The sequence below is a fragment of the Nostoc sp. genome (assembly GCF_036919615.1).
Lineage (GTDB): Bacteria > Cyanobacteriota > Cyanobacteriia > Cyanobacteriales > Nostocaceae > Nostoc.
This window is the reverse complement of sequence record NZ_JBALCN010000024.1, coordinates 43,831-69,785: the sequence shown is the minus strand read 5'-3', so window position 1 is coordinate 69,785 and position 25,955 is coordinate 43,831. Positions and strand designations below refer to the sequence as shown.

The 25,955-nt window shown below is 42.1% G+C and carries 19 protein-coding genes and 1 pseudogene; 10 read left to right on the top strand and 10 right to left on the bottom strand.

The genetic code is table 11. From position 1 onward, the window contains the following. Nucleotides 1–23 precede the first annotated feature (23 nt). The 4 genes from V7K48_RS08710 to fni form a co-directional block, all read right to left on the bottom strand. On the bottom strand, nt 24–1,166 hold the full coding sequence (locus tag V7K48_RS08710; RefSeq protein WP_335071480.1) for a site-2 protease family protein: 1,143 nt from the start codon (nt 1,164–1,166) through the stop codon (nt 24–26). Between the two features lie 390 nt (nt 1,167–1,556). Beyond that, nucleotides 1,557–1,682 (bottom strand): hypothetical protein, encoded by a 126-nt coding sequence (locus tag V7K48_RS08705; protein ID WP_335071477.1) that lies wholly within the window; start codon nt 1,680–1,682, stop codon nt 1,557–1,559. Between the two features lie 40 nt (nt 1,683–1,722). Further along, nucleotides 1,723–3,558, bottom strand: coding sequence for a signal peptide peptidase SppA (gene sppA / locus V7K48_RS08700; protein WP_335071475.1), 1,836 nt, complete (start codon nt 3,556–3,558; stop codon nt 1,723–1,725). A 172-nt stretch (nt 3,559–3,730) separates the two neighbouring features. Then, on the bottom strand, nt 3,731–4,780 hold the full coding sequence (fni, locus tag V7K48_RS08695; RefSeq protein WP_335071473.1) for a type 2 isopentenyl-diphosphate Delta-isomerase: 1,050 nt from the start codon (nt 4,778–4,780) through the stop codon (nt 3,731–3,733). Between the two features lie 689 nt (nt 4,781–5,469). Between fni and V7K48_RS08685 the strand changes: the two genes are divergently transcribed. Together V7K48_RS08685 and V7K48_RS08680 are read left to right on the top strand one after the other, a co-directional pair. Beyond that, entirely contained in the window at nt 5,470–6,498 is a 1,029-nt protein-coding gene (locus tag V7K48_RS08685; RefSeq protein WP_335071471.1) for a D-alanine--D-alanine ligase family protein, read from the top strand. A gap of 134 nt (nt 6,499–6,632) precedes the next feature. Next, a complete protein-coding gene (locus V7K48_RS08680; protein WP_335071469.1) occupies nt 6,633–8,012 on the top strand; it encodes an ATP-grasp enzyme in 1,380 nt (459 codons plus the stop codon). Between the two features lie 341 nt (nt 8,013–8,353). Here the strand turns inward: V7K48_RS08680 and V7K48_RS08675 are convergent, their stop codons facing one another. Beyond that, the gene (locus V7K48_RS08675) at nt 8,354–8,578 is read right to left on the bottom strand and encodes a hypothetical protein (RefSeq protein WP_335071467.1); all 225 of its coding nucleotides are present in this window, start codon (nt 8,576–8,578) and stop codon (nt 8,354–8,356) included. Between the two features lie 314 nt (nt 8,579–8,892). Here V7K48_RS08675 and V7K48_RS08670 point away from each other — a divergent pair, with 314 nt between their 5' ends. Both V7K48_RS08670 and V7K48_RS08665 read left to right on the top strand, forming a co-directional pair. Beyond that, nucleotides 8,893–10,221, top strand: a complete 1,329-nt coding sequence (locus tag V7K48_RS08670) for an ATP-grasp enzyme (protein ID WP_335071465.1) — start codon at nt 8,893–8,895, stop codon at nt 10,219–10,221. An 84-nt stretch (nt 10,222–10,305) separates the two neighbouring features. Further along, a pseudogene (locus tag V7K48_RS08665) lies at nt 10,306–10,535 on the top strand (IS630 family transposase); the annotation flags it as partial. 295 nt (nt 10,536–10,830) lie between these two features. On the opposite strand, the gene V7K48_RS08660 reads toward V7K48_RS08665, so the two are convergent. Together V7K48_RS08660 and V7K48_RS08655 are read right to left on the bottom strand one after the other, a co-directional pair. Next, nucleotides 10,831–11,223, bottom strand: a complete 393-nt coding sequence (locus V7K48_RS08660) for a hypothetical protein (protein ID WP_335071463.1) — start codon at nt 11,221–11,223, stop codon at nt 10,831–10,833. Nucleotides 11,224–11,879: 656 nt separating this feature from the next. Continuing rightward, nucleotides 11,880–12,134, bottom strand: coding sequence for a hypothetical protein (locus tag V7K48_RS08655; RefSeq protein ID WP_335071461.1), 255 nt, complete (start codon nt 12,132–12,134; stop codon nt 11,880–11,882). Between the two features lie 141 nt (nt 12,135–12,275). Between V7K48_RS08655 and V7K48_RS08650 the strand changes: the two genes are divergently transcribed. Then, nucleotides 12,276–14,927, top strand: a complete 2,652-nt coding sequence (locus V7K48_RS08650; RefSeq protein ID WP_335071458.1) for a HEAT repeat domain-containing protein — start codon at nt 12,276–12,278, stop codon at nt 14,925–14,927. 101 nt (nt 14,928–15,028) lie between these two features. On the opposite strand, the gene V7K48_RS08645 is transcribed toward V7K48_RS08650, so the two are convergent. Continuing rightward, the gene (locus tag V7K48_RS08645) at nt 15,029–15,253 is read right to left on the bottom strand and encodes a hypothetical protein (protein WP_335071456.1); all 225 of its coding nucleotides are present in this window, start codon (nt 15,251–15,253) and stop codon (nt 15,029–15,031) included. Between the two features lie 38 nt (nt 15,254–15,291). Between V7K48_RS08645 and V7K48_RS08640 the strand changes: the two genes are divergently transcribed. Continuing rightward, nucleotides 15,292–15,918 (top strand): transposase, encoded by a 627-nt coding sequence (locus V7K48_RS08640; protein WP_335071454.1) that lies wholly within the window; start codon nt 15,292–15,294, stop codon nt 15,916–15,918. A 43-nt stretch (nt 15,919–15,961) separates the two neighbouring features. On the opposite strand, the gene V7K48_RS08635 is transcribed toward V7K48_RS08640, so the two are convergent. Then, nucleotides 15,962–17,521 carry a phenylacetate--CoA ligase family protein gene (locus V7K48_RS08635; protein WP_335071452.1) on the bottom strand — a complete coding sequence of 520 codons (1,560 nt, stop codon included), beginning with the start codon at nt 17,519–17,521 and terminating at the stop codon, nt 15,962–15,964. Nucleotides 17,522–17,876: 355 nt separating this feature from the next. Between V7K48_RS08635 and V7K48_RS08630 the strand changes: the two genes are divergently transcribed. Together V7K48_RS08630 and V7K48_RS08625 are read left to right on the top strand one after the other, a co-directional pair. Then, the gene (locus tag V7K48_RS08630; RefSeq protein WP_335071449.1) at nt 17,877–19,571 is read left to right on the top strand and encodes a serine/threonine-protein kinase; all 1,695 of its coding nucleotides are present in this window, start codon (nt 17,877–17,879) and stop codon (nt 19,569–19,571) included. A gap of 286 nt (nt 19,572–19,857) precedes the next feature. Next, nucleotides 19,858–22,026 carry a serine/threonine-protein kinase gene (locus V7K48_RS08625; RefSeq protein WP_335071447.1) on the top strand — a complete coding sequence of 723 codons (2,169 nt, stop codon included), beginning with the start codon at nt 19,858–19,860 and terminating at the stop codon, nt 22,024–22,026. A gap of 44 nt (nt 22,027–22,070) precedes the next feature. Here the strand turns inward: V7K48_RS08625 and V7K48_RS08620 are convergent, their stop codons facing one another. Beyond that, nucleotides 22,071–22,403, bottom strand: coding sequence for a TauD/TfdA dioxygenase family protein (locus tag V7K48_RS08620; RefSeq protein WP_335071444.1), 333 nt, complete (start codon nt 22,401–22,403; stop codon nt 22,071–22,073). Between the two features lie 2 nt (nt 22,404–22,405). On the opposite strand from V7K48_RS08620, the gene V7K48_RS08615 reads away from it, so the two are divergent. Together V7K48_RS08615 and V7K48_RS08610 are read left to right on the top strand one after the other, a co-directional pair. Continuing rightward, nucleotides 22,406–22,537 (top strand): hypothetical protein, encoded by a 132-nt coding sequence (locus tag V7K48_RS08615; protein ID WP_335071441.1) that lies wholly within the window; start codon nt 22,406–22,408, stop codon nt 22,535–22,537. A gap of 1,061 nt (nt 22,538–23,598) precedes the next feature. After that, nucleotides 23,599–24,975: a calcium-binding protein gene (locus V7K48_RS08610; protein WP_335071439.1), complete on the top strand. Its 1,377-nt coding sequence runs from the start codon at nt 23,599–23,601 to the stop codon at nt 24,973–24,975. Nucleotides 24,976–25,955 lie beyond the last annotated feature (980 nt).

Sequence of the window (25,955 nt, the reverse complement as noted above, 5' to 3'; positions counted from 1 at the left end):
AAGAGTATTTTTTCATCAAACAACTATGCAGGGTTAGGTTGAGTTCTGCTCTGGAGTAGTTGAATAACCGCTGCTTTTTCTAAAATTCCCACTAGCACGCCGTTTTTACGAACTACGGGAAGCGCAGATAGCTTTTGTTGTTCGAGTAGCTGCACTACTTCTAATAGTGGTTGATCCGATTGGACTGTGGTAGATTGTGAAATTGGTTGCATTACTTCCCTAACTTGAGTTTCTGACCACATAGCTGTCGGGATACGCAGGTTATCAACAGCGTAGGCGTAGCCCGTCGCAGACATCTCACCTATTAATTGTCCCCCATCATCAGTCACTAAAAACCGACGCCAGTTTTCTCCACTCATGACCCGCTGATCGGCAAACTCTCTCAGGGTAAGATTAGCAGAGACCACTGGGCTATCAACCGTTACAGCATCTTCAGCTGTTAAACCTGTAAGTTTTTCCTGCACTCTGGCAAATTGCGCCGCATTACCAGCATTCTGTAACAAGAAGAAACCAATTAATAAGTTCCAGAAGTTACCCAAGCTGCCAAATAATAATAGTGGAACTATACCAGAAAGAACCGCTACCCAACCAAAGATTTGTCCAACTCGACTGGCAAAAACTACACCTTTATAAGGATTACCTGTAATTTTCCAAACAGCAGCTTTGAGGATATTACCGCCATCCAAAGGCAAGCCAGGAATCAGATTAAATAGTGCTAATGCCAAGTTAACAGAAGCCAAAACACCCAGAATTGCTGCTAATGGCCCGGATGCAGCGGTAGCAAAACCAATAGCTGTAAGGCTACCAAATAATAGTAGACTGACTAAAGGCCCAGCGATCGCAACCCAAAAAGCTTCACTTGGAGTTTTCGACTCTTTTTCTAAGCTAGCCAAACCGCCAAATATGAAGAGTGTAATTGATTTAACATCAATTCCCTGGCGAATGGCGACGAAACTGTGTCCTAATTCGTGGGCGACGACAGAGGCAAATAACAACAGCGCTGTCATCAATCCTAGTAACACAGCTAATCCCCCGGATAATAAGGGAAATTGCGCCGCCAGTCCACTGCTATAGCTCCAAGTTACTAAACCTAGAACTAAAAACCACGATGGATGGATATAGAAGGGAATTCCGAAGAGATTACCAACGCGAATTGTGCCATTCATGTCGTTCACCTTTGATTTGCGAAACGAAAAGTTAACTTTCGCTCCTCTTGATATCTCTTAGTGTAACTAAATGTTAAGTAGGTTTTAATCTTTGTAATTGTAGTGGTGTCCGTCCTTAAAGGTGCGGTTATATCATGTCCGTTTGATTACTGATTAAACTCGAAGAACCCCACCCCGCCAAAGCTACGCTTTGTCTCCCCTCCCCGCTTGCGGGGAGGGGTTGGGGGTGGGGTTCTTTTATTATCGGTAATTTGGCGGACATTATATTAGTGGTAATTTTAGTTTAGCGATCGCCAAGCTTTGGCAAAGATGCTTTGCCGAATCTGAGAATATAGAACTTAGAGTGGTTAGTTTAGATAATCCCAACAGAACAAATGATCGTAGCTGACTTTATCCCGTTAAATCTCTCAAGATCGCTGTCAACCCTGACTCTTGTCGTGTAATGTTAACCAGCCCATCGACGAACTCACGTCTGATTACGACGTTGGCGAGGGCAACACCCATGCGCCTCGCCATAGTCGGTGAGTTGCTGCCCACTTATACTTAGAAAAAGTATCTACTCAATTTTCAAATTGAAAGGCAAGCGGGCGTAAACCCCCTGTGGATCGTTCATCTTTTGCAGAATCCCTACTTCCTGTTGCAGTTTCTGGAATTCAGCGGTGAGGGGATTGGCTGATTTGGGTTGCGCTGACTCAATCCCCAAAGCAGTCCGCGCCTCTTCTGTTGCCCGCCCAAAAAACCGTTCTCCGAAGGTGCTAGTGCGAGGATACTCTTGAACTTCCCAGTCTTCTCCTAGTTTCGCCTGCTTGGCAGCATATGCAATCGCAGTATTCAAACCACCAATTTCATCCACTAAACCAATTTCCTTGGCCGCCACACCCGACCAAACCCGTCCTTGGGCAATTTCTGCTACTTTTTGTTCTGGGAGTTTACGACCTTGAGAAACTTTATTCAGAAACATATTATAAATCCGGTTAACACTGCGTTGATAAAGTGCCAACTCTTGAGGCGATTTCGGACGTGAAACTGTTTCACTATCAGCATAGCGTGCAGTTTTCACCGAATCCCAGGTAATGCCATTGTCATTCGCCAGCTTTTGCCCATTGAATAGCATCCCAAACACCCCAATTGAGCCTGTAATCGTATTTGGTTCGGCAAAAATGCGGTTAGAGTCGCTAGCAATCCAATAACCACCAGAGGCAGCGACATCACCCATTGAGACTACAACTGGTTTCGCCTCACGAGTTAATTTCACTTCTCGTTGCATGACTTCGGCTGCGGTAGCGCTACCACCAGGACTATTAATCCGTAATACAACAGCTTTCACACCCTTATCATGTCGCAGCTTGTTGAAGATTTTCGCAAAGCGATCGCCTCCTACTTGCCCATCTTCTCCTTTACCATCGACAATCTCGCCCTCAGCATAAACAACGGCAATTTGATTTTTTGAGTTACGTTCTACACCCAAAGATTTGCCGGAAACTTGTGCGTAGCTATTCAGGCTAATTTGTCGGAATGTTTTGTCATCTTTATCGCTATCTGTCAACTTTTTGAGGTCAGACACCACTTGATCGGGGTATGCTATTTGATCAACAAAACCGCTGGTTTTGGCTTGTGTAGATTCCAATAGCGCTTGATTATCTGCGATCGCCTGCAACTGTTCCGGTTGAATTTTCCGACTTGCGCCCACAGCAGTGCGCCACTCTCCCCAAACATCATCCAACAATTTTTGAGTTTGTTCGCGGTTTTCTGGACTCAACTTTGTGAGGATAAACGGTTCAACAGCTCCTTTGAATTTCCCTACCCGCACAACTTGCACACCAATGCCATATTTCTGCAATGCTCCCGTTAAAAACATCGATTGTGAACTCAAACCGTTGATTTCCATCATTCCCAGAGGATTAAGTACAATGGAATCTGCTACTGAACTAAGATAATATTCCTTTTTACTCCAATCACTCCCATAGGCCACAATCTTTTTCCCAGCAGCGCGAAACTCTTCCAGCGCTTTCCGGATTTCTTTTAGGGAGGCATAGCCGACTTTAGTAGCTTGGCTTGTGCTAGTTGCATCTAGATAGATCCCAACAATTCGCGGATCACGCCGTGCCTTTTCCAAAGTTTCCACAACTTTGCGGAGTGCCATTGTATCTTCATCTACACCTGATATTGTGTTTTGAAACAGTTCGCCGGAACTAGGTTCGCTATCAGTAATTTTCATTGACAAGTCAAAAACTAGCACTGACTTATCTTTCACATTTGGCCCACTATCTTTAGAGGAGGTAGCAGCCATTATTAGCAAGAACAGTCCAGTGGTTCCTAGACCACCGAAAATAATTAGTCCTAGTAAGGTGCCAACTAAACTAGCAAAAGTTTGTTTGATAAAATTACGCATTAGTTATTAGTTATTGGACATTGGGGAGTCAGTGCGTTGCCGGGGTTCCTTCGGTTGTTCGCGTTGGCAAAGCCTAAGAAGAAAAGCGTCTTTGAACAGGAGAAGCAAGTGGTGTCATTGAGCATTGGGCATTGGGCATTGGTTATAAGCAAAGGACTAATCACCTATTTATTTATTCTATGCGCTGTAAACTGCCAGAGTGCTTTAACTGATACAAGGTGGTATTGCCAGTACAAAATAAGACTGTGGTGATTTCAGCGATTAATACTTCAGCCAGTTCAGCAACTGCTGCCTCTGATGTTGCTGCTGCTTGCAGGAAAGGCATTGCTAAACCAGCTATATCTGCTCCCAAGGCGATCGCTGCTGCGACATCCAGTCCATGACGCAAACCTCCCGAAGCAATTAAGGGCACATCTTTTGCGATCGCTCTAATAGTTGTAATGCACTCTGCCGTCGGTAAACCCCAATCGGCAAACGTTCTCCCTAAGCGACGTTGCAAGGGATTTTCTGCCCGTTCACTTTCTACTTTTGCCCAAGAAGTCCCCCCCGCACCAGCTACATCAATTGCTGCTACCCCAGCGGCGATCAATTTCTCGGCGATCGCTCCTGAAATGCCGTTACCAACTTCCTTCGCAATCACTGGTACTGGCAGTTCAAAGCATAATTTTGATATTTTGTCAATTAAACCCCGAAAATTAGTGTCCCCTTTGGGTTGAATGCACTCTTGTAGAGGATTAATGTGTAAAATCAGGGCATCAGCCTCTAAGATATCAACTACCCGCAAACATTCATCTAAGCCGTACTTGTAGTTAAGTTGCACAGCGCCCAGATTCGCAAATAGCAGAACATCGGGGGCATACTTGCGGACAGCAAAAGTATCAGCTACCTGGGGTTTTTCCACCGCTACCCGTTGGGAACCAACACCCATTGCAATTTTGTAGTGTTGCGCGACTTCGGCCAAACGTTGATTAATGATTCCGGCTTGTTCTGTTCCTCCAGTCATGGAAGAAATTAACAAGGGTGCGGCTAGGTGTTTCCCCAGGAAAGTTGTACTGATATTAATATCGTTGTGGTTTAGTTCGGGTAAGCAAGAATGGGTGAAGCGATAGCGTTCCAGTCCATTGGTAATTTGATCACACTGAACATCCTCCTCTAAACAGATCCGAATGTGATCGGCTTTGCGATTCTGAGTTTGTGCAGAGATATTGGTAGGGGCGTTCACTGGTGGGTATGGCTAAAAGTATTTGCGATCGCTATTGTTACATTGTCTGCAATCGTCTTTTTACAACAAAAATATTTATTTTGCTATCTTTTAGTCAGATTGTACTGTAACAGTAGTTGGCAATTCTCAGGCGGTGTCGCTCAAGACAAGTACAGAAATTCTTCGCCTGCTTACCCAAAAATCGGTAAACAAAGCCTGGGCTGCCTTTGCTTGCCCTTGCCATAATTGGGTTTCGGCTTTTTTGAGCCGTTTGACGGAACTACCAACAATGCAAGAGATTTTTTTTATCGTTGAAACCAGTCTAAAATTCTCCACCAATGGAAAGGCGATGTCTACGACGGGCTTCTCTACTAGACGCGCAAGGAACGCCTACGCAAATTCTTTGACTAAATTCCATACTCCCTGAACTTTGTTAATAATCAATAGTTGCATGTGCTAAATATTGATTATTAACAAAGTTTTATATCTAATTTGTTTAGTAGTTTCGCACTTCTGACTAGTCTAAACTCCAGTAAAAACTGAGGATTATTCAGTTTCAAAGTATATTTATATAGTAAAATAGCGATACAATTTACTTATTACTCTTGTTTTTAGAGTTTCCGATTCCGGTCTCAAAATCTTCTCACATCAAGTTATTTTTTACAATCGCAGTTGTTATATAAAATATAACAGTAACTAAAAAATGAATCATGCCAATACTTCGTATCCTTCATTTAGCTGGGTCTGCATACAATGATTTTTACTGTGAATTGTCACGTAATTACGCCCAAAGCTGTATAAACGCTACGGGAAATTCATCGCTCTATGAGTTTCTGATTGCATACATCACACCTGATGGTCAATGGCGATTTCCTTCCTCTCTCAGTCCAGATGATATTGCTGTCGCCAAACCAGTTTCTCTGTTAGATGCCATACAGTTTATAACAGCGCAAAACATTGACGTTATGTTGCCACAAATGTTTTGTCTCCCTGGAATGACTGAGTACCGGGCACTATTCGACCTGCTTAAGATCCCTTACATAGGCAATACTGCGGATGTCATGGCATTAACGGCTCACAAAGCCAGAACCAAAGCAATTGTCGCAGCAGCAGGGGTGAAAGTGCCTTTTGGAGAACTGCTCCGCCAAGGAGACGTTCCGACAATTACACCTCCAGCAGTCATCAAACCCGCAAATGCTGACAACTCTTTAGGGGTGTCCTTAGTCAAAGAGGCTAGTGAATATGAGGCTGCCTTGAAGAAAGCATTTGAATTTGCAGATGAGGTGATTGTAGAAACATTCATTGAAGCCGGTCGAGAAGTCAGATGCGGTGCTATTGTCAAAGATGGGGAGCTAATCGGTTTACCCCTTGAAGAGTATCAGATAGACCCCCAAAATAGACCCATCCGCAGCTATACTGACAAATTCAAAATACCCATCGAGGGCGACTTGGCTTCAACTGCTAAAAATTATGTCCCAGGTTGGATTGTAGATATTGATGACCCGATCACCCAAAAGGTTCAGCAAGAAGTTAAAAAGTGTCATTTGGCTTTGGGCTGTCGCCATTATAGTTTATTTGACTTCCGGATCGACCCACAGGGACAACCTTGGTTTTTAGAAGCCGGGTTGTTTTGTATTTTTGACCACAAAGCGGTGATTTCCTGTACGGCGAACAGATTGGGAATTCCTTTAGATGAGTTATTTATGACGATGATCAATCAAGCGTTGAGCATGAACTGATTTGTGGAAAATCACCTTTTTAGCTTTCTTCTAACTTGGAAGAAGCTAATAAGCATTTAATGCAACATATTGCTTATTTCCTTTATTTTTATCTAGCTATGCCACTTAATCATTAACTTGTCACAATTACAACTATGAGAGAGCAGATTTTTGCAATATTCCAAAACTTGGGCACTCTTGGATTACTGGCGATCGCATTTCCCTTTAACTGCACCCTCGTACTCGCATCGTTGCTGTGGAATTTTTTCAGCCGACTGTTCAGCAAGCAAGTGGTTTTGAACCAGAATCCTAAAAATATCTTGATCGGTGGTGGTAGAATGACCAAAACCCTTCAGCTAGCGCGATCATTTCACGCTGCTGGGCATCGAGTCATTTTATTTGATCTCCACCAATATTGGTTCAGTGGTTATCGATTTTCTAACTCTGTGGCTGGCTTTTACACAGTTCCTGACTCGCAAGAAGATTTAGAAGGCTATACTCAAGCCGTGCGGGCGATCGCCAAAAAAGAAAACATAGACTTTTTTGTCCCGGTAGGCATTTTTGCAGCCAGCTACTTTGACTCTGAGCGCAAGCCAGTGTTATCAGGCTGTTGCGAGAATTTCCACTTCGATGCTGAAACAATGAAGATGCTGGATAATAAGTTTACCTTTGCAGAAATTGCCCACTCACTCTCGCTATCTGTCCCGAAAACCTTCCTAATTACAGATTCCGAACAAGTTCTTAAATTCGACTTTGCCAACGAAAAGCACAAATATATTCTCAAAAGTATTGTCTATGACTCTGTTTTACGCTTGGATCTAACTAAGCTACCAATGGAGTCTTACGAAAAAATGGCGCTTCATCTTAAAAGTAAGCCAATTAGTAAAGATAACCCTTGGATATTGCAAGAGTTTATTCCTGGAACAGAATACTGTACTCACAGTACAGTGAGAAATGGGGAATTAACGGTACACTGCTGCTGCGAATCATCTGCTTTTCAAGTCAATTACGAAAACGTTTATCACCCAGAAATTCAGGAGTGGGTGAGTCATTTTGTCAAAGAATTACAACTGACTGGACAAATTTCTTTTGACTTCATTCAGGCGGAAGATGGAACGATTTATGCGATCGAGTGCAACGCTCGCACTCACTCTGCAATTACAATGTATTACAACCATCCTGATTTAGCGGATGCCTATCTCAATCAAGAGCCTCTGGCTGAACCTCTGCAACCCCTGAGTAATAGTAAGCCTACTTATTGGGTTTATCACGAACTTTGGAGACTTAATGAAATTAGATCGTTAAAGCAGTTGCAAAAGTGGCTTAAAAATATTTGGCGAGGAAAAGATGCAATATTTGAAGTTAACGACCCACTACCGTTCTTAATGGTACATCACTGGCACATTCCTTTACTATTACTCGATAGTTTACGCTCCTTAAGAACTTGGGTGAGAATTGATTTTTGCATCGGGAAACTCATCCAGTTTGGAGAAGATATAAAATATAAAACCTCTACCTCTGCAACCCCTAAGTGATAGTCAGCCCACTTATTGGCTTGATTACAAACTTTCAAGACTTCATGAGATTAGATCGTTAAAGCAGTTGCAATCATTAGTTTAAAAGTATTTGGCGAGGAAAGGATGCAATTTTTGAAGTTAACAACTCACTACCGATCTTAAGGGACTTCCAGTTAAAAAAACATCCCATCCCTGCGGGACGCCCGCGAACGTAGGGGCATAAGGCCAAGATCCCCTACAAATGTACAAATAATTTTGGATAATTTATTTTTTGTCAGTCCCTAATGTACATTGCTGGCACATTCCTTTACTATTACTCGATAATTTGCGCTCCTGACAAAGTTAAGTGAGGATTGATTTCAACATCCGAAAACTCGTGCAGTTTTGAGAATGAGTTTGCTTGCCATCTTTGGCTTTGCTCCCCAGGCTAAATACCATTTGAGAAAGCAAACTAAGGAGTGTTTATCCCACATTGCTTGGAGTGCGTAGGCATAGCCCGCCGCAGGCATCGGAAATGCTGTATTTTTAATAATGAGGTAAATGTTGCATTTTGGAAGCATGACAGCATCGCTATGCCAATTCATCTAGTCACGGCCAACGACAATTTGTTGGCTTTTATTGAATTTATCTGTGTGGACAACACATTGCTTCAAGGGCAAATTTACTTGCGCTCAGAGGAGCGAACCAAAAATGGAGAGGCGATCACTTGTTGCAATCGCATCGTCAAAAATGATTCCTAGTCCCGTGTAAGTGTTCGGTGTCAATTCGAGACGGGTTGACGATCATATATGCGAGTGGAGGAAAGCATGGAAGCAAGGGCAGGCTTATATCTGATTGTCTCCTTAACCTTTTCCGATCCACCAGCGAATGATTCCACTATTATGTAACAATTATAATTATGAGAAAGCATATTTTTGTAGTGTTCCAAAACTTGGGCACTTTTGTATTATTGGCGATCGCATTTCCCTTAAACTGCATCGTCGTCTTAACATCGCTACTGTGGAACTTTCTTAAGCAACCATTCAGTAAGTCAACTGTTGTCAACCCCAATTCCAAAAATATCTTGATTGCCGGCGCTAGAATGACTAAAACCCTTCAGCTAGCGCGTTCATTTCATGCAGCAGGGCATCGGGTTATTATAATTGACATTGAGAAATTCTGGTCAAGTGGTAATAAATATTCCAACTCTGTTGCAGGCTTTTATACCGTTCCCGATCCCAGCAAAGACTTAGAAGGCTACATTGAAACCCTACACGCGATCGCTAAAACAGAAAAGATCGACTTTTTTATCCCGGTAGCCATTTTTTCTGTCATCCACTATGATCACGGCAAGCCACCATTACCAGACTGTGTAGAGTTTTTCCACTTTGATGCTGAGGTCACGAAGATCCTGGATGACAAGTTTGCCTTTGCCGAAACAGCGCGATCGTTCGGTTTATCTGTCCCCAAATCCTTCAAAATTACCGATCCCGAACAAGTCATCAACTTTGACTTTTCTCAGGAGAAGTGCAAATACATTCTTAAAAGTATCCCCTACGATCAAATACGTCGCTTGAATCTCACCAAACTACCTTGCGATACAGAATTACAAACAGCAGCATTTGTCAATAGTCTGCCCATTAGTGAGGAGAATCCTTGGATTATGCAGGAATTTATCCCTGGAAAGGAATACTGCACTCACACTACCGCGCGAGATGGAGAGTCAAGAATGTACTGCTGCTGTGAGTCATCCGCTTTTCAAGTCAACTACGAAAACGTTGATCAGCTAGAAATTATGCAATGGGCGAGTCATTTTACCAAAGAACTGGGAAAAACCGGGCAACTTTCCTTTGACTTCATCCAGGCAGAAGACGGAACTGTTTACGCGATTGAGTGTAACCCCCGGACTCACTCCGCCATTACTATGTTTTACAATCATCCGGGAGTAGCGGATGCCTATCTTGGTAAAGAGACTCTGGCTGAATCTTTGCAGCCTCTTCCTGATAGTAAGCCAACCTATTGGCTGTACCACGAAGTTTGGCGGCTGAATGAGATTAGATCGTTTAAGCAACTGCAAACCTGGGTAAGAAACATCAGGCGAGGGAAAGAAGCAATTTTTGAGGTGGGTGATCCCTTACCCTTCCTGATAGTACATCATTGGCAGATTCCCTTACTGATTCTCGACAATTTACGAAGACTTAAAGGTTGGATAAGAATAGACTTTAATATGGGCGAACTTATAGAGTAATACCAATCTGTTTTCTAAAGCGTAATATTGGTAAAATGAAAAACTAGAACAGTAATTGCCAGTAGTGGTTTCTCAGCAGCAGGTATTGACAGAAGCATTCCTAATTTTGTATTAGAATTTGTACCTGCATATAGTCCTGATTACAACATCATTGAATTAGTCTAGTATTCATGTAAGGAATACATTGCTCATTGTCTATTTCAATCAGTAAATGAGTTGAAGTATTTACTAGATAAGCTATTGAATCAGGATGAGTTAGTCATTAAGTGGCATAGGAAAATCACAAAAAAGGAAATAGAGACTATGTTGCAAGTGAAGAGGCAGTTTTAGTTTTAGATTCTATCGATTTTCAAATTGCTTTGCGTGAAATTTACGAACGGGTGAATTTTGAGTTGATTGAGGAATAAAACCCAATACAGTTTAAATAAGCCCAAAACCATGATGTAGAGACGCGATTTATCGCGTCTTAAAAAACCAATTATATAGACCAATAACCCTTTATTAAGCGATAAGAAGACGAGCAGCAATGCCTATGGCAGGCTATTCGGCGTCGCATTCTGTTTGCTGGGGAGGCATCATTCACTGTGAATGATGCCTACTTATTGCTTGTTACGCCGTCTGTGTAGAAGCTGCTTTTAAGTCTGCGGTGGATTTTAACCGGGTGATAGTGGCTTTACGAATGCGATCGCTCTTGCGTACTCCACCTGTCATTTCGTATTCCCGGCTGTCTTTGCCATACTTCAATGCTACACCACTGACTAAGCGCTCTGAAGTTTCCCGAATGGTCTTTTCAAGAGTTTCTATTTTTGCTTTTGCTGAGTCAACGGCAGTTAGCATCATATTATACTCGTCAATCTGGTTGCGGAGTTGCCCGGTTAACTCGGTTAAATGGTTTAAACTGATCGAATCACCAAAGTCAAGGCTGGAATTAATCGATTTAAATCCGATTACTCTCTGTTCGGTTTTTTCTAGCACGGGAGAGCTTCTTTTTTTGCGTGGCATCAATGCAAACTTTTTACTAAACTTTATCTTTCTAGAGTGTCTCAATTGGACAATATAGTGGTTCAGTAAAGCTGACAAAAAAAGGTATTTTTTGTAATAAGATTGGATTACTGGCTCAGTAATTGCACGATAGTAGACCATAAATCGTTGAAAAAAGACTTGTGTTCTGAACGAATGAACTTGTGTTCTGAATGAATGAACTTGTGTTCTGAATGAATGAACTTGTGTTCTGAATGAATGGACTTGTGTTCTGAATGAATGGACTTGTGTTTTGAACAAATGAACTTGTGTTCTGAACGAATGGACTTGTGTTTTGAACGAATGGACTTGTCCGCTTGATTACTTAATTAAACCCGAAAAAGCCCACACCTTGATAAGGCTACGGTGTACACACAAGTCTGAAATAGCTGATTAACCAAGGTTTTACCCCACCCTAACCCTCCCCTTATAAAGGGGAGGGAACAAGATTTCTTATTTCCCCCCTTTATAAGGGGGGATTAAGGGGGGTAATTCGACTTGTGTATACACGGTAGCCCTTATAAAGGGGAGGGAACTGGATTTATTGTTTCCCCCCTTGGAAAGGGGGGATTAAGGGGGGTAATTCGACTTGTGTGTACACCATAGCTCTGCAAGCAAAGAAGGAGGGGCTTGTGATATTATTTATCCTCAAAACTGCGATGTTTGGGTAACAGGCTCTTTTTCTGCTTTTCTTGGAAACTGCTGGCTTGTTTTAGGATTGGAATACACTGGTTAATCATCCAGATTAAAACCTCGATTGGTGAGTCTCCTTGCTGAAGGCGATTTTCGGCATTTACGCAAATTATTATAGTTTGTATTAATAACAACACCGTAATGATTTGGCGATAAAGCTTTTGACGAGTGCTTTGGCTTTGTTTGCGCTGAGTTTTCATTTATTTCCCTCACCTGAATAAAATCAAGGTTAAGGTTGGGATTAATTTACAAGTAAATTTCCCAAGCGTTGATTAAAAGCCGTTTAGAATCTACATAAGTTGCTTGGGAAAAATGTCTGGCTTGGGAAAGCACAGAAATTTTTGGAAAATTTTTTTCTTTTCGATGACGGTACTTACATGGGGTGGAATCTTAGCTTCGATGCTGGTAGAAAACAAGCAAAAATATTGCTGTTTGCTTTACTGTCCTTTGTGGAACATTTGGAAGAATCAAAGGACTGTAAAGCCGATTGGCAAGCAGGTACTGAGTTATGGGTAACGCATTCTACATTAGAAGGACTGGTAGAACTGACGAAGAGGTATAACGACAGCTTAGACAGCTTAGAGGCTGAAGCAATTAGAAATGCGCTCAACTGTCTGATAAGCTTAAAAATTCTTCAGGATAAACGCGGACAAACCAACGCCAAAACTAGAACAAACTCAAAAGTTTGGCTTTTCGTGCTCAAGTTTCCCAGCATCGATAAAGAAGAAAACCTCAATTGGTTGTTTAAGCAAGGTGGGGAATGGGATAAATGCCGAGAAGCTCAAAAAAACAACTCTGCTAAAGTTCCCAAGACTGCAAAGGAAAAATCTCAAGGTGGTGACTGGCAAGAAATCTGTGGCGCTATGCTGGAAAAGCACAAGCGTCTCACCACAAATGAGTTGCTGTTTGCTGATGATGAGATGAAATTTGAGCTAAAGGCAATTCATGTCCCTTTAGCATTGGTGGAGCGTAACAAACCGAAGAAGTGCAGCGAGGATATTTTCGCAGAACAAGGTTCGCAACTTTACAAACCGAGTTATGAAGAGAAGCAGCGATTTGAACATCAGGCTTTTTTAGAGCAAATTATCGGTGATGGTGTTGGTAAAACTCAAGGACACCGCATTGCTTTAATTGGGGAACCGGGTGCGGGAAAAACTACTCAGTTGCAAACTATAGCTTTTTGGATATTAAACAGCAATCTCGGTTTACCAATTTGGATTTCTTTGGCAGACTTGCAAGGAAAGAGTGTAGAAAATTATCTGCTGCAAGATTGGCTGAAGAATGCTTTAGAAGTGGTGCGTGTAACTGAAGAACAGGAAAAGGCTTTCGTAGATTTATTTAAGAATAATCGTGTGTGGTTGTTGTTGGATGCAGCAGATGAAATGTCTTCACCCCAACCATTAACTGAGATTTCCCAGCAGTTGACGGGATGGGTGAAAAATGCGCGGGTTGTGCTGACTTGTCGGGTGAATGTTTGGGAAGCAAACGCCAACGCTTTAGAAAATTTTGAGACGTATCGGTTACTCAATTTTGAATATCCGCAACAAGTGCAAGAGTTTATTCGGCGTTGGTTTCAACCTCGGAACCTCACCCCCCAGCCCCCTCTCCTTATTAAGGAGAGGGGGAGTAACAAAGGGGAAAAATTATGGCAGGAATTAGATAAAGCTGAACGTCAGCGCATCCAAGATTTAGTTAAAAATCCTTTGCGGTTAGCGCTGTTGTGTAGCACTTGGCAAGGTTCAGATAAAGGTTTACCGAAAACTAAAGCTGGACTTTATCAGCAGTTTGTGGAAGAGGTTTACAAGTGGAAAGAAAACCGCTTCCCCACTACCGAACAGCAGCAAGAGGAATTAAACGCTGCGTTGGGACGTTTGGCAAAACGGGCAATCGATCAAGAAACGTCATGGTTTCGGCTACGACATAAGTTTGTGCGTGAGGAATTAGGTGATGCAAAACAACAAAATTCTTTATTTTGGTTAGCGTTACAGTTGGGATGGCTGAATGAAGTTGGACTGGCTGCAGAATCAGCAACGAAAGAAAAAGTTTACGCTTTCTACCATCCCACATTTGAGGAATATTTTGCAGCGTTAGCGATTAATGATTGGCATGAGTTTCTGAATCATGTTCCCGACAACCCTGCGCTAGGCGTTTATCGCATTTTTGCCCCGCAGTGGAAAGAGGTGATTTTGCTGTGGTTGGGACGTGAGGATGTGGGGAAGGAGAAGAAGGAAGAGTTTATTCAGGCGTTGGTGGAATTTGATGATGGGTGCGGAGAATACAGAGCTATTGATACAGTCAGAAGGGGATTTTACGAGTTTCGCGCTTATTTTCTCGCGGCTGCGGGAGTTGATGAGTGGAAAAATTCTGTCAACGCAGATGCTATTGTGGCGGAAATCGTTAAATGGGACTTTGGTGAGTTTAAAGTTGAACAAAACAATTGGGTGAGATTTCTAAGACCAATCGCAGAGGGAGCAAGAACAGCACTGACTCAGACAAATCGTATAAAAGCGATCGCTGCCTTGGTGGAATTAATCGGCCAACCACAACTGGATGATCGTTCCCAATGGCAAGTGGCATATAGCTTAGGGCAAATTGGCTCTAGCAACCAAAAAGCGATCGCTGCCTTGGTGGAGTTAATCGGCAAACTACAACTGGATGATCGTACCCGAAGGCAAGCGGCATCTAGCTTAGGGCAAATTGGCTCTGGCAACCAAAAAGCGATTGATGCTTTGGTGGAGTTAATCGGCAAACCACAACTGGATGATGATACCCGATGGCAAGCGGCATTTAGCTTAGAGAAAATTCTGTTAGAGGAACAGATGCCGAGTGTTGTCAACGTGTTGAAGGATTACTTATCACCTGAAACTCACAAAAATGACTTTGAGCGATTTGATAATTGCTACGAATTGATCTGGAAGTCCGCCCAAAGTATGCCCTACCCCGCTTTTTATCAAGCTTGGCATCAACAAGAGAAACTGAAAAATGGAGAGTAGGAAAGAAAAATACTTCCTCCAGCCAAAACATAAGCGAAATATAGAAGCAGCAATTTCTTGTAAAGACGCGATTCATCGCATCTCGTAAGCGTCTCGTAAATCTATCGCGTCCGATATTTCCGCAATCCAGGGAATGCGTAGGCGTAGCCCGTCGCAGACATCGCCCCTGGTAAAACAGATATTACGAACAGAATAGGAATGCGATCATTTTTGCGATCGCCCCCCTTGTAGAGAAGCGATTCATCGCGTCTTCTTCCTTCCCGACATTTACATAGCGCGAATAATTCCGAGTTTTTTGGGTTGGCAATTACATCAATGCAAAGCAATAATTACATAAATTTTTGTATCAACCAAAGATGTAATCATGAATCATTACGATCCTCAACCAAAAAACAACAAACCTAAATACAAAGGTAAATATCGAATTGATTCAACCCGTTTGCCAGCATGGAGTTATGCCAGTAATGCTGGATATTTCGTTACTATTTGCACTGAGGGTAAAAAATGCTTTTTTGGTAAGGTTATACAGGGTGAAATGCAGCGATCGCCAATTGGAGAAATTGCTCATAAATTGTGGTACGAGATTCCTCATAATTTTTCTAATTGCCGGATAGATTCGTTTTGCGTCATGCCTAATCATATTCATGGGATTTTGATTATTAGTCAAACACAAGAAGGAGACGCGAATCAAATACAGGAAGAAGACGCGATGAATCGCGTCTCTACAAGGGGGGATGGGGAACGGGGTGGGGTTACTGGGTTATTTAATCCGATGTTGTCTAAAAATTCCCTTTCTAAAATTGTTAGGTGGTACAAAGGACGATGTACATTTGAAATTAATCAAATATATGAAGGTTTTGGATGGCAAGACAGGTTCCATGACAACATAATTCGTAATGAATTCGCCCTCGATAAAATTAGACAATATATTATCAATAACCCAATTAATTGGGAACGCGATCGCGAACAACCACCCCATTCCCCCTTGTAGAGACGCGATTCATCGCGTCTTATCCTCATTATTGTCCCATTCCCTATTGACGCGTATAACGATGTTTCACCCCAATGGGGAAATATTCGGAATCACCCATTGGCGCTAATGTAACCTGTGGTGTTTGATATTCTGCGGGAACATAGTTAGCAAACTCGCTATTTAGGCGTAGTAGTTGTGAAAGAATGGAAGATGCGATCGCTTGCCTTTGAGCTTCACTACCCTCTACCCCTGGTGCTAATTCCACAACTACAGATAAAAATCGATTTTTGTCAGCATCTTCCTGTACCTGCAATACGAATTTACCTGTCACCCATTCTTGAATTATTGGTTGCTCTAATCCCACCGTCACATTTTCTGGATAGATATTTGCGCCAAAGTAGGAAACTGTAAAATTAGAACGACCGAAGACATAAACGAAAGGTAGCTGATGAATACCTCTAGGTGAGTGTTGAGTATTAAAACGGAGCTTTTCGAGCGGGTCAAATCCCCATTCAGCTAAAAATTGCAGCATGGCATCATAACTAATTATTCCGCCAGTATCCAAGATGTCATAACGTACTAAGGGAATACCGTTGTCTCCCGAAAATAGCAATCCGCCATCTGCAACTTCAAAAAAGCGACTGTAAGGATCATACTGTACTAGTGTGGGTAAACGCGATTCCCCAAATAAAGCTCTAGCTGCATCCGGCTTTTCTGCCAAAAAACGGCGAATGCAGATACTTAACGGTGTTTCATTTCCCAAAACTCCCGCATCCGCAGTGCCGTAGAGGGATGCAAAATCAGAGTAAGGATTTTGTGAACCAACTCTTTCAGCAACCAAACTCCGCCATTCTTCACTAAATACTTCTCCCGCCATAACTAACTTAATCTGATATTGCTGCCACTCCACACCACGAGCGATACCAGTATCAATCACATCTTTCAGAAATGGCGGGTATCCCAATAGCACCACTTGCTCAAATAAGGCAGCGCGTTGCGGGGGTTCCCCCCGTTGTAGCGACTGCCGTGCTGAACCTAGTTCCTCGACAACTCGCAAAATTTCTTCTTTGTTGTTACCAGGAGTAATCACAGTGATGGGATAACCTTTACTAGCAAGATAACGACAGCAATTAGTGGTGAACATTCCACCTACCCAGGTGCCTAAAGTGAAACAAATCACTGCTAAAGTACGTCGAGTATCTGCATAGAAACTATCGTGAAAAATCTGTTCAAAGCGTGTGGCGATTTGGAGTTCATCTGTGAAAAAACGGGGCCAAAATGTCGGTTTTCCACTAGAACCCGATGAAGCAGCTATCATGTCGCACGCTTGGAGTTGCCCGTTGCGGCACAAGTCAGCTAAGGGATAACGCAGTATATAATTTTGTTTAGCGATCGCTGGTAATTTTTGAAACTCCTCCAAGGTTTGAATAGTCGCGGGATTAATTTCCCTTTCTGCTAAAAAAGCCTTGTAGGCAGGTACATTAGCCGCCACATCGTGAAATAAACTCAAAGCTGCCGAAGTTTGAGTGTTGAGATGCCGTTGTAGTAGCGTTTCTAGGGGGGTAGACAAAAAATCTTCAAATGCTTTAATTGCTCGCTGCTGTTGTGATTTGCAGTTCATGATGCTTGTTGTTTATCCTGAAGTAGAACCAATACCGTTACTTTCTGCCAGTATTTTAGCTGTTATCTAATACCCCCAAAACCCCAGTGATTTTGATAGCACTTTTCATTTGTATGCAATACACTCTGACCTCTCTTTTAAAAGGAGAAAAACTTTGAATTTTACTCTCCAACGCTACAAAAGTTGGGGCTGTTCTTGTTAGCTCTGCATTGGAATCAACCCAGAAGCGTTATAGCAACACAGATTTAATATAAGAATATCCAGCTCCTAACTCCTAACATTTCGTAAAATATCCGAAAATGAGGGTAGACGCCTTGTGGTCACTCAATAAAACCTTAATTTATCCTTCAGCACCATGCAGCTCTATTGCAGTAAACAACACACAAATAATGGTAGTAACCGCTTTTGTACCCATTGTGGTGAGCCATTAGCTCTTGCTGTGGGACAGGTTGTGGATAATCGCTATCAAATTATCCGTCATCTAGGGCAGGGCGGCTTTGGACGCACCTATTTGGCAGAGGATAGAAATAAATCCCATCAAACGTGTGTGCTGAAGGAATTTGCACCCCAAGTACAAGAACAGCAGGATTTACAAAAAGCTAAAGAGTTATTTGAGCGAGAAGCGAATGTTCTGAAAAAACTCCAGCATCCACAAATTCCGCGTTTTCACGCCTCATTACAAGTAAAAATAGGCACTAAAGATTTTTTCTTTTTAGTGCAAGATTATGTGGATGGTGACAATTACTACCAATTATTAGAACAGCGTCAGAGTCAAGGAAAGACCTTTAGTGAAGAGGAAGTAATCACCCTACTGCAACAGATTTTACCTGTGTTATCCTACATCCACTCACAAGATGTGGTTCACCGTGATATCACTCCTGATAATCTGATTTGGCGGCGTTCTGATCATCTGCCAGTGCTGATTGATTTTGGTGGTGTCAAGCAATTGCCAGCTTCTCAAGGTTTTTGGCAGACTAGGTTGGTTGGAAATAATACTTTGCTGGGTAAAAAGGGCTACGCTCCAGAAGAACAGCTACGGCAGGGGAAAGTATTTCTAAGTAGTGATTTATATTCTTTGGCGGTAACATCATTGGTGTTACTCACGGGGAAAGAACCGCAAAAATTATACGACAGCTATCAGGGAATTTGGGGTTGGGCAAAGGAAATTCAAGTTAGTCCCCAACTGGAAGCGGTGTTAAAAAAGATGCTAGCTTATAAACCGAGCGATCGCTACCAACGAGCCGAGCAAATCCTCAAAGATTTACCATCGCCAACTGCGACTAAACCCACAGGGAATTATATTACTACCAAGATCAAGACGATGGTAGTTGCTCCGGGAAGACAACGTGCCAGTGCTGTTATGAGTAGATTCCAGAGCAAAACGCAAGCGATTACTAAACCGATATCTTGGCCTGTTTGGATTCGCCCTTTTGTGATGAGTCTAGGCGGGACAGCTTTAATTGTCTTAACTGGTGCGGGTACTTTGGCGGTGGTAAATGCAGTCATTCGGAGTGTAACTTCAATCACTATTCCATCAATTTCATTACCGCAAATTCCCCACTTCCCAAATCCGAGTAATAAACCAGTCAGCGATAAAGGAAAAAATCATGATTTTCAGGAAATTACTAGTCGTCGCCAACAGCTAGAAATTAGTGCAGGATTTTTTATTCCCTTTGTAGATAATTTATTTTATACAAAAAAACCAGAATTGAAGAGACGTAGCTTGACATCTAAACCTGAAGATGCTGGTTTACGAGATGAATGGTCTGGTATCGCTGACGATTTATTGAATAAACTAGAACAGGCTAACCTCAGTACAGCATCTCGTCATAAATTGGGTAAATATACTGCACAAGATTACGAAACATGGAGACGACAAGCGCGATCAGGGCAGTTTGGAAACTATACAATTGATCAACTCAACAAAGACACAAATGAAAAATTTGATCGGTTGTTTCCTGGTCAACAACGTGGAAAACTGAATCAACAGACTTTTGGTCAAATTTGGTATGCGATCGCAGCTGATCAAGTCAGTAAAGTACAAAGATAAAGTGAGGAGTGAGGAGTTAAGAGTGAGGAGTTACAAATTATGAGTTATGAATTACAGCGATTTTCTTGCTTTATAGACCACGGTTTAAGACAGGGAGTAAAAAGTAGTGTAGTGAAATCAATTGAAAAACGCTACTCCCTACCCACTGTTGACTATTAACTTTTAACTCTCAAATTTTAACTCCTAACTCTTGTACAGACGCGATGAATCGCGTCTGTACTCCTAACTCTTGTACAGACGCGATGAATCGCGTCTCTACTCCTAACTCCTAACTCCTTACTTTCCAATGAATTCAATCTATTGTTCTAATGGACATGAAAATTCCCCAGGTAGCCGCTTTTGTCTCCAGTGTGGTGAAAAATTGTTGGATACGCCCATGAGTTATAGTATCCAACCGGGACTAACTTTAGGCGATCGCTATGTGATTGTGCGTCAAATTGGCCAGGGTGGCTTTGGACGCACTTATTTAGCTGAAGATGTCAACCGTTTCCGCGAACTTTGTGTTTTAAAGGAATTTTCCCCCCAAGTTCAAACCGCTTATGTTGTCCAAAAAGCTGAAGAACTGTTTGAGAGAGAAGCGAGTGTTCTCTATAAACTGCAACATCCCCAAATTCCCCGCTTCCGGGAACTGCTTCGCATGAACTTAGGGGGCAAAGAATATCTGTTTTTGGTGCAAGATTATGTGGAAGGGGAAACTTACAACTCGTTGTTAAATGCCCGGATACAACAGGGTTTACGCTTTACAGAGGCGGAAGTACGCCAATTGTTGCTTTCAATTTTGCCAGTGTTGGAGTATATTCACTCACTAGGAGTAATTCATCGAGATATTTCTCCAGATAACTTAATGCTTCGCACTGTTGATCAACTGCCAGTATTAATTGATTTTGGCGGTGTCAAACAAGTCGTAGCAACCGTTGCTTCTGAATATTACCAACCCGGCGTAGTTGCATCTTCCCCATCACCAACCCTATTGGGTAAAGTAGGATTTGCTCCCCCAGAACAGATGCAAACTGGGTTAGTGTCTCCCCACAGCGACTTGTATGCTTTAGCAGCAACAATGCTGGTTTTATTGACAGGGAAACAACCCCAAGAATTAATTGATACCTACAATCTTACCTGGCAGTGGCGACGGGAAGTAAGCCTGAGTCCGCTTTTGGCACAGGTATTAGATAAAATGCTATCTACCAGACCAAGCGATCGCTATCAATCAGCCCGTCAAGTACTCCAAACCTTAAACCCACCCCCAGCTAACTATCCCCCAACTCAATATCCCACTCCACCAGAACCCACATCCGCCACTGTCGCCATCTCTCCACCTCCCCCATCCCCCTCATACTCCTCATACTCCTCATCTCCTCAACCCACAAGCTGGTGGACACCAACAAAAACTTTCCTTGTGGCGGCGGTAGTAGCTGGTACTGTTGGATTACTTTGGTGGGGAGTGAATAGCAGGCGCGATGTCGGGGAAGTCCAACCTAATCCTACAGCTAGCCCAATTCCAACCAGCGATCAGCCAACCGATCCCTTAGCGCAATATTCACCAGCAGAACGGCAACGCAAAGAAAGATTAAGCGATCGCCGTCAACGGTTGGGTATAAATGAGAAGTTTTACATTAACTTGGTGAATGAAGTTTTTTGGGACAGAAATCCCAGTTTACGGGGACGCACTCTCAGCGATGGCCCTGATGATGAGGGTTTGCGGGCAGAATGGGATAAAACAGGCTCAGAATTGCTGGAAAAGCTAGCGCCACTGAGTAATAAAGCACGTCAAAAACTGGGAACTTATACAACTGCCGAACGCGATCGCCAGAAAGTGGAAGTTAACAAAATCAACGTTGGTAGTCGTTCTTTGTCTGATTTGGGAGATGCTGCTTTCTTAAGTGTATTCCCTGAGCAGCGTGGTAAAAATTTTCAAAATCAGCCGATTGGACAAGTTTGGTACGGTTTTGTTAGCGATAGACTCAGTGCTATCCTTGGCGGTAGCGCTTTTGAGAAACTTGTCTTTGAACCGGGCGCTATCAGCAAAACAGTCAACGGTACTCTCCAACCTGGTGGTGGTAAAGTATTCATTGCTGGACTTGCCAAAGAGCAATCTCTGGACTTGAAGCTACAAGCAAATTCCCAAGTTTTGTTATCAGTCTATTCACCCTCTGGTAAAATTCAATTTTTAGAAGATTCTACCCAGCGTAGTTTATCAACTAAATTACCAGAAAAAGGATTTTACGAGTTTGTCGTGGTTTCCAGAGCATCGAAACCAGTAGATTATCAACTCAGCATTACAGCAGAAAATCCTACCCTTCTCCCATCGCCAACACCAACGCCCACGCCTACACCCACGCCTACACCAACTCCCACGTCCACGCCAATTCCTACACCTACACCTACACCAACTCCTATAGAAACCGCCACTCCTACACCGACACCGACATCGGCGCAGGAGACAACGCCTCAGTAGAAAGTTATCCTCTGCGTCTGGGGCATCTCTACATGAGATAAAAATTATGTCTGATTCACTACACCTAAATGCAACGCAATTCGCTTGTAATTCGTTGCTTCATAGGGTAAACCTCTGTGCATTACCTGTGAGTTGTCCCAAAAAAGAATATCTCCTGGCTGCCAAACATGAGAATAAACTGGTGTGCAGGCTAGAACAGTCCCAAACAAATCCTGCCAGAAACGTTTTGCTTGCTCTGGTTTATCTTCCATACCAACTGCGATCGCAGTGTCAGAACCTAGATATAATCCCTTTTTACCAGTGACTTTGTGAGTAGACACAATGGGATGCACTTTCTTTGGTACATCAGTCTCTACATTGGTACTCTTAGAAAACATTGATGGTGAATGATACATCGACATTTGCTCTAACTGCTGCTGATGTTGATGATCTAGGTTATATTATAAGCGCGGTTCCCGCGGTAGACGCTTCTTTGGCTTGTCGTCAGACATCTGTTAGCGTTAGCGAGTAATCGAGCGTCCGCAGGAGCGTCACTTTTCAAGACAGGCATCGCTAATTTTCCAAATCCAAATAACTATGATAGGAATCCAGTTTAATTTTTGAACAAGGTTAGGTGTTGTAGGGTGCGTTAGGATGAAATCCGTAACGCACCAAACCCTTAAGAATGGTGCGTTACGCTGTCGCTAACACACCCTACGTATCTGTTCAGAAATCAAATAGTAGTCCTATATAAAATTTATGTAAAGCCTAAGTGTTATTAAACACAAAAATTTCGGGATTAATATATTAATTAAGCTTATACAGTTTTCAATGTATTCCTTTAATAAAAAATCATTTTCTTTAAGAGAAAAATATATATTCTACCAAAAAATCTGATATTGAAACTTAACTTAACAACGATACCCTGTTCATTTGGAAAATATCACAATGTTCACCAAAAAAATCAGTAGTTTTAAACAAGATTTCATTAAAGCTGATATATATATATCAATGTATTATAAATCATATTTATTGGTATTTTTAAGATTTGGTAAATAAGTTGATGTAACCTTGTACTTCATGGTAATTAAATAGTTACAAGTCGGTTTAAAAAAATTTGGAAAAAGAACCAAAATATTTGACCTAATTCTTTACAAAGAAAAGCAGAGAGCAAAAGGAAAGAACTATTCATGAAAACTTTAGTTGTGGATCATTGCTCATTAGTATAAAAAGATTTGTATTGAGTGGAAAGTGCCATGAAATACAAGGCATTATTGTTTCAATTCCATTCTTTTAAGGGTGGGAATATAGCTGCCTGATGAATATTTAGGTAATCAATATAAGGGATTTTCAGGAAATCAATTATCTAATTTTGTAAGGTAGGTGTCTCGCTCATCCCTAACCAAAGGTGGGCTTTTCGGGTCAGCCCACAATCAGTAATTGGATCTTTTTTTCTTGAGAAGTTCCTAACTAAATAATTAATGTTTTCTTCCCTTAGATTATGCAAATAGCAAGTCATCTACATTGAACTGATGAATAGTTTTTTGACTGAGGCTGAACTTACGTATTAGTGAGAAATTTAGGAGAGATAATATGGCATTTATTTTCGGCACTACAGGTTCTGACACGAGAAATGGGACTTCGGGAAATGACACGATAGTTGGTTGGGCTAGTGGTGGTAATGCAAATAGTACCTCCGGTAACGATACCTTGAATGGTTTGGCTGGTAACGATTCCCTCGCCGGTGGGACGGCAAACGACAGTCTAATCGGTGGAGATGGCAATGACATACTTGATGGCGGCACAGGAAACGACACTCTAATAGGTGGCGCAGGCAGTGATACCTTCAAAGGAAGTCAGGGTAACGACAGCATTAATGGCGGAGATGGCATTAATACAGCAGACTACAGTCAACTAAGTCAAACCATTACCTTGTCAGGTGTCGGAACCATTCAAAAAGCTGGGGGATTGGGGCAAGACCAACTCTTTAAAATAGAAAAGATTATTGCTAATGCTAATGTTGCCAACAACACCATAGATGCATCTCAATCTTCACCTGGGGTATTTATCACCGTTAACCTGCAAACCCAAAGTTTGGCTGCCAATAACATTCCTAGTTTGGGAACATTGTCATTTACCGCAGTCAACTTTGATAATGTCATCGGCACAAATGCAAATGACATCATTGTTGGCGACAACCAAAATAACCGATTATCCGGTAATAATGGCAATGACACACTTAATGGCGGCTTGGGTACTGACAGTTTGAATGGAGGAGCAGGCAACGACACTTACATCATTGACGGTGCTATTGACACCATTACGGAGGCCGCTAATTCAGGTACAGATATCGTCCGATCTTCTATCACCTACACACTGGTTGCTAATGTGGAGAACCTGACGCTGACGGGAACTAGCGCCATCAACGGGACAGGTAACAGTCTTAACAACTTCCTCTTTGGTAATAGTAATAACAATACTCTGAATAGCGGAGCAGGCAATGACACCCTAGATGGTAATTTCGGCAATGATATCCTCAATGGTGGCGACGGTAATGATAGTCTACAGGGTGGGCCCGGCAATGACTTACTCAATGGGGGGTCTGGAAACGACATCCTCATCGGTGTTTTCCCCGGTAGTCCACTTCCACCGGGATTAGGGGAAACTGATAACTTGATTGGCGGGGCTGGGGCAGATACATTTGTCCTGGGGGACGCTATAAATGTTTTCTACGACGATAACAACACTACGAGTCCTGGTTTTGGGGACTTGGCTACTATTATTGACTTCGACTCTAGCCAAGATCGAATTCAACTCAAAGGAGCTCCAGAGGACTACCTCCTGCAAGTTGTTGGAAGCAACACACGAATATTCTTAGACAAACCAGGAGCAGAGCAAGATGAGATCATAGGTATTGTGCAGGGGGTAGTGGGTCTCACACTTAATAGTGACAACTTTACTTTTCTATGAGCGGGAAGGCTCTGGAACTTTGATTTAACAAAGGACTGGAAGACCCTCGTCGATTAGCGCTCCTCTATTACTCTGGTAAGAGCAAAATCTCAAACGTTTGTCCAGATAGACTCAGGACTTACGCACAGGTAACGGAAAATCGTAGACGCATTCGCGTAGCGTCTTGTAGAGAAGCGGCTTGCCGCAGGCTACCGCAGAGTCCGCAGAGAAGCCAGTGCGCTCTTCTCCCTTGGCGTTAGCCTCTCCCAAAGCTATCCATTACCGGATCTTTCTTAACATTTTTCAGAGCAATCGCTCACCAAATCCCGAAGCCTTAAAGCTAGGTTGTCTATTCTCAATAAAAGTGAGTTTTTATTGAGAACAATAAGGGCTAATTTGTCAAGCTTGCAAGAAAATCAAGCTTTGTGAGCCTTATAAAACAATGGTTTCAAGATTGTTAAGAAAGATGTGACTAATGGCTAGCTCCTAAAGGGAGATAGCGAGTAATCCAGCGTCGGAACGAGCGTCACTTTTTAAGACAGGGATCACTAATTTTCCAATCCCAAATAACTATATAAAATTTATGTAAAGCCTAAGTGTTATTAAGCGCAAAAATTTCTGGATTAATATATCAATGAAACTTATACATTTGACGATGCATTTCTTCAAAATAAAAATAATTTTTTGGTAGAAAAATTTATTTGGAAAATTAACTTAACAAGCATACCACGTTCATTTGAAAAATCTCGCAACGTTCACCAAACAAATCAATAGTTGGAAATAATTTTTAATTAAAAGTTATATATATATATTAATATATTATCAATCGCATTTATTAACATTTTGAAGATTTGGTAAAGAAGTTGACGTAATTTTGTACTTCATGATATTTAAATAATTACAACGTGGGTTCAAAAAAAATTGGAAAAAGAACCAAAATATTTGATCTAATTACTTAACGCGATGTGCAACTTCTTCAAACCTCACTTCTATTCCTCTCC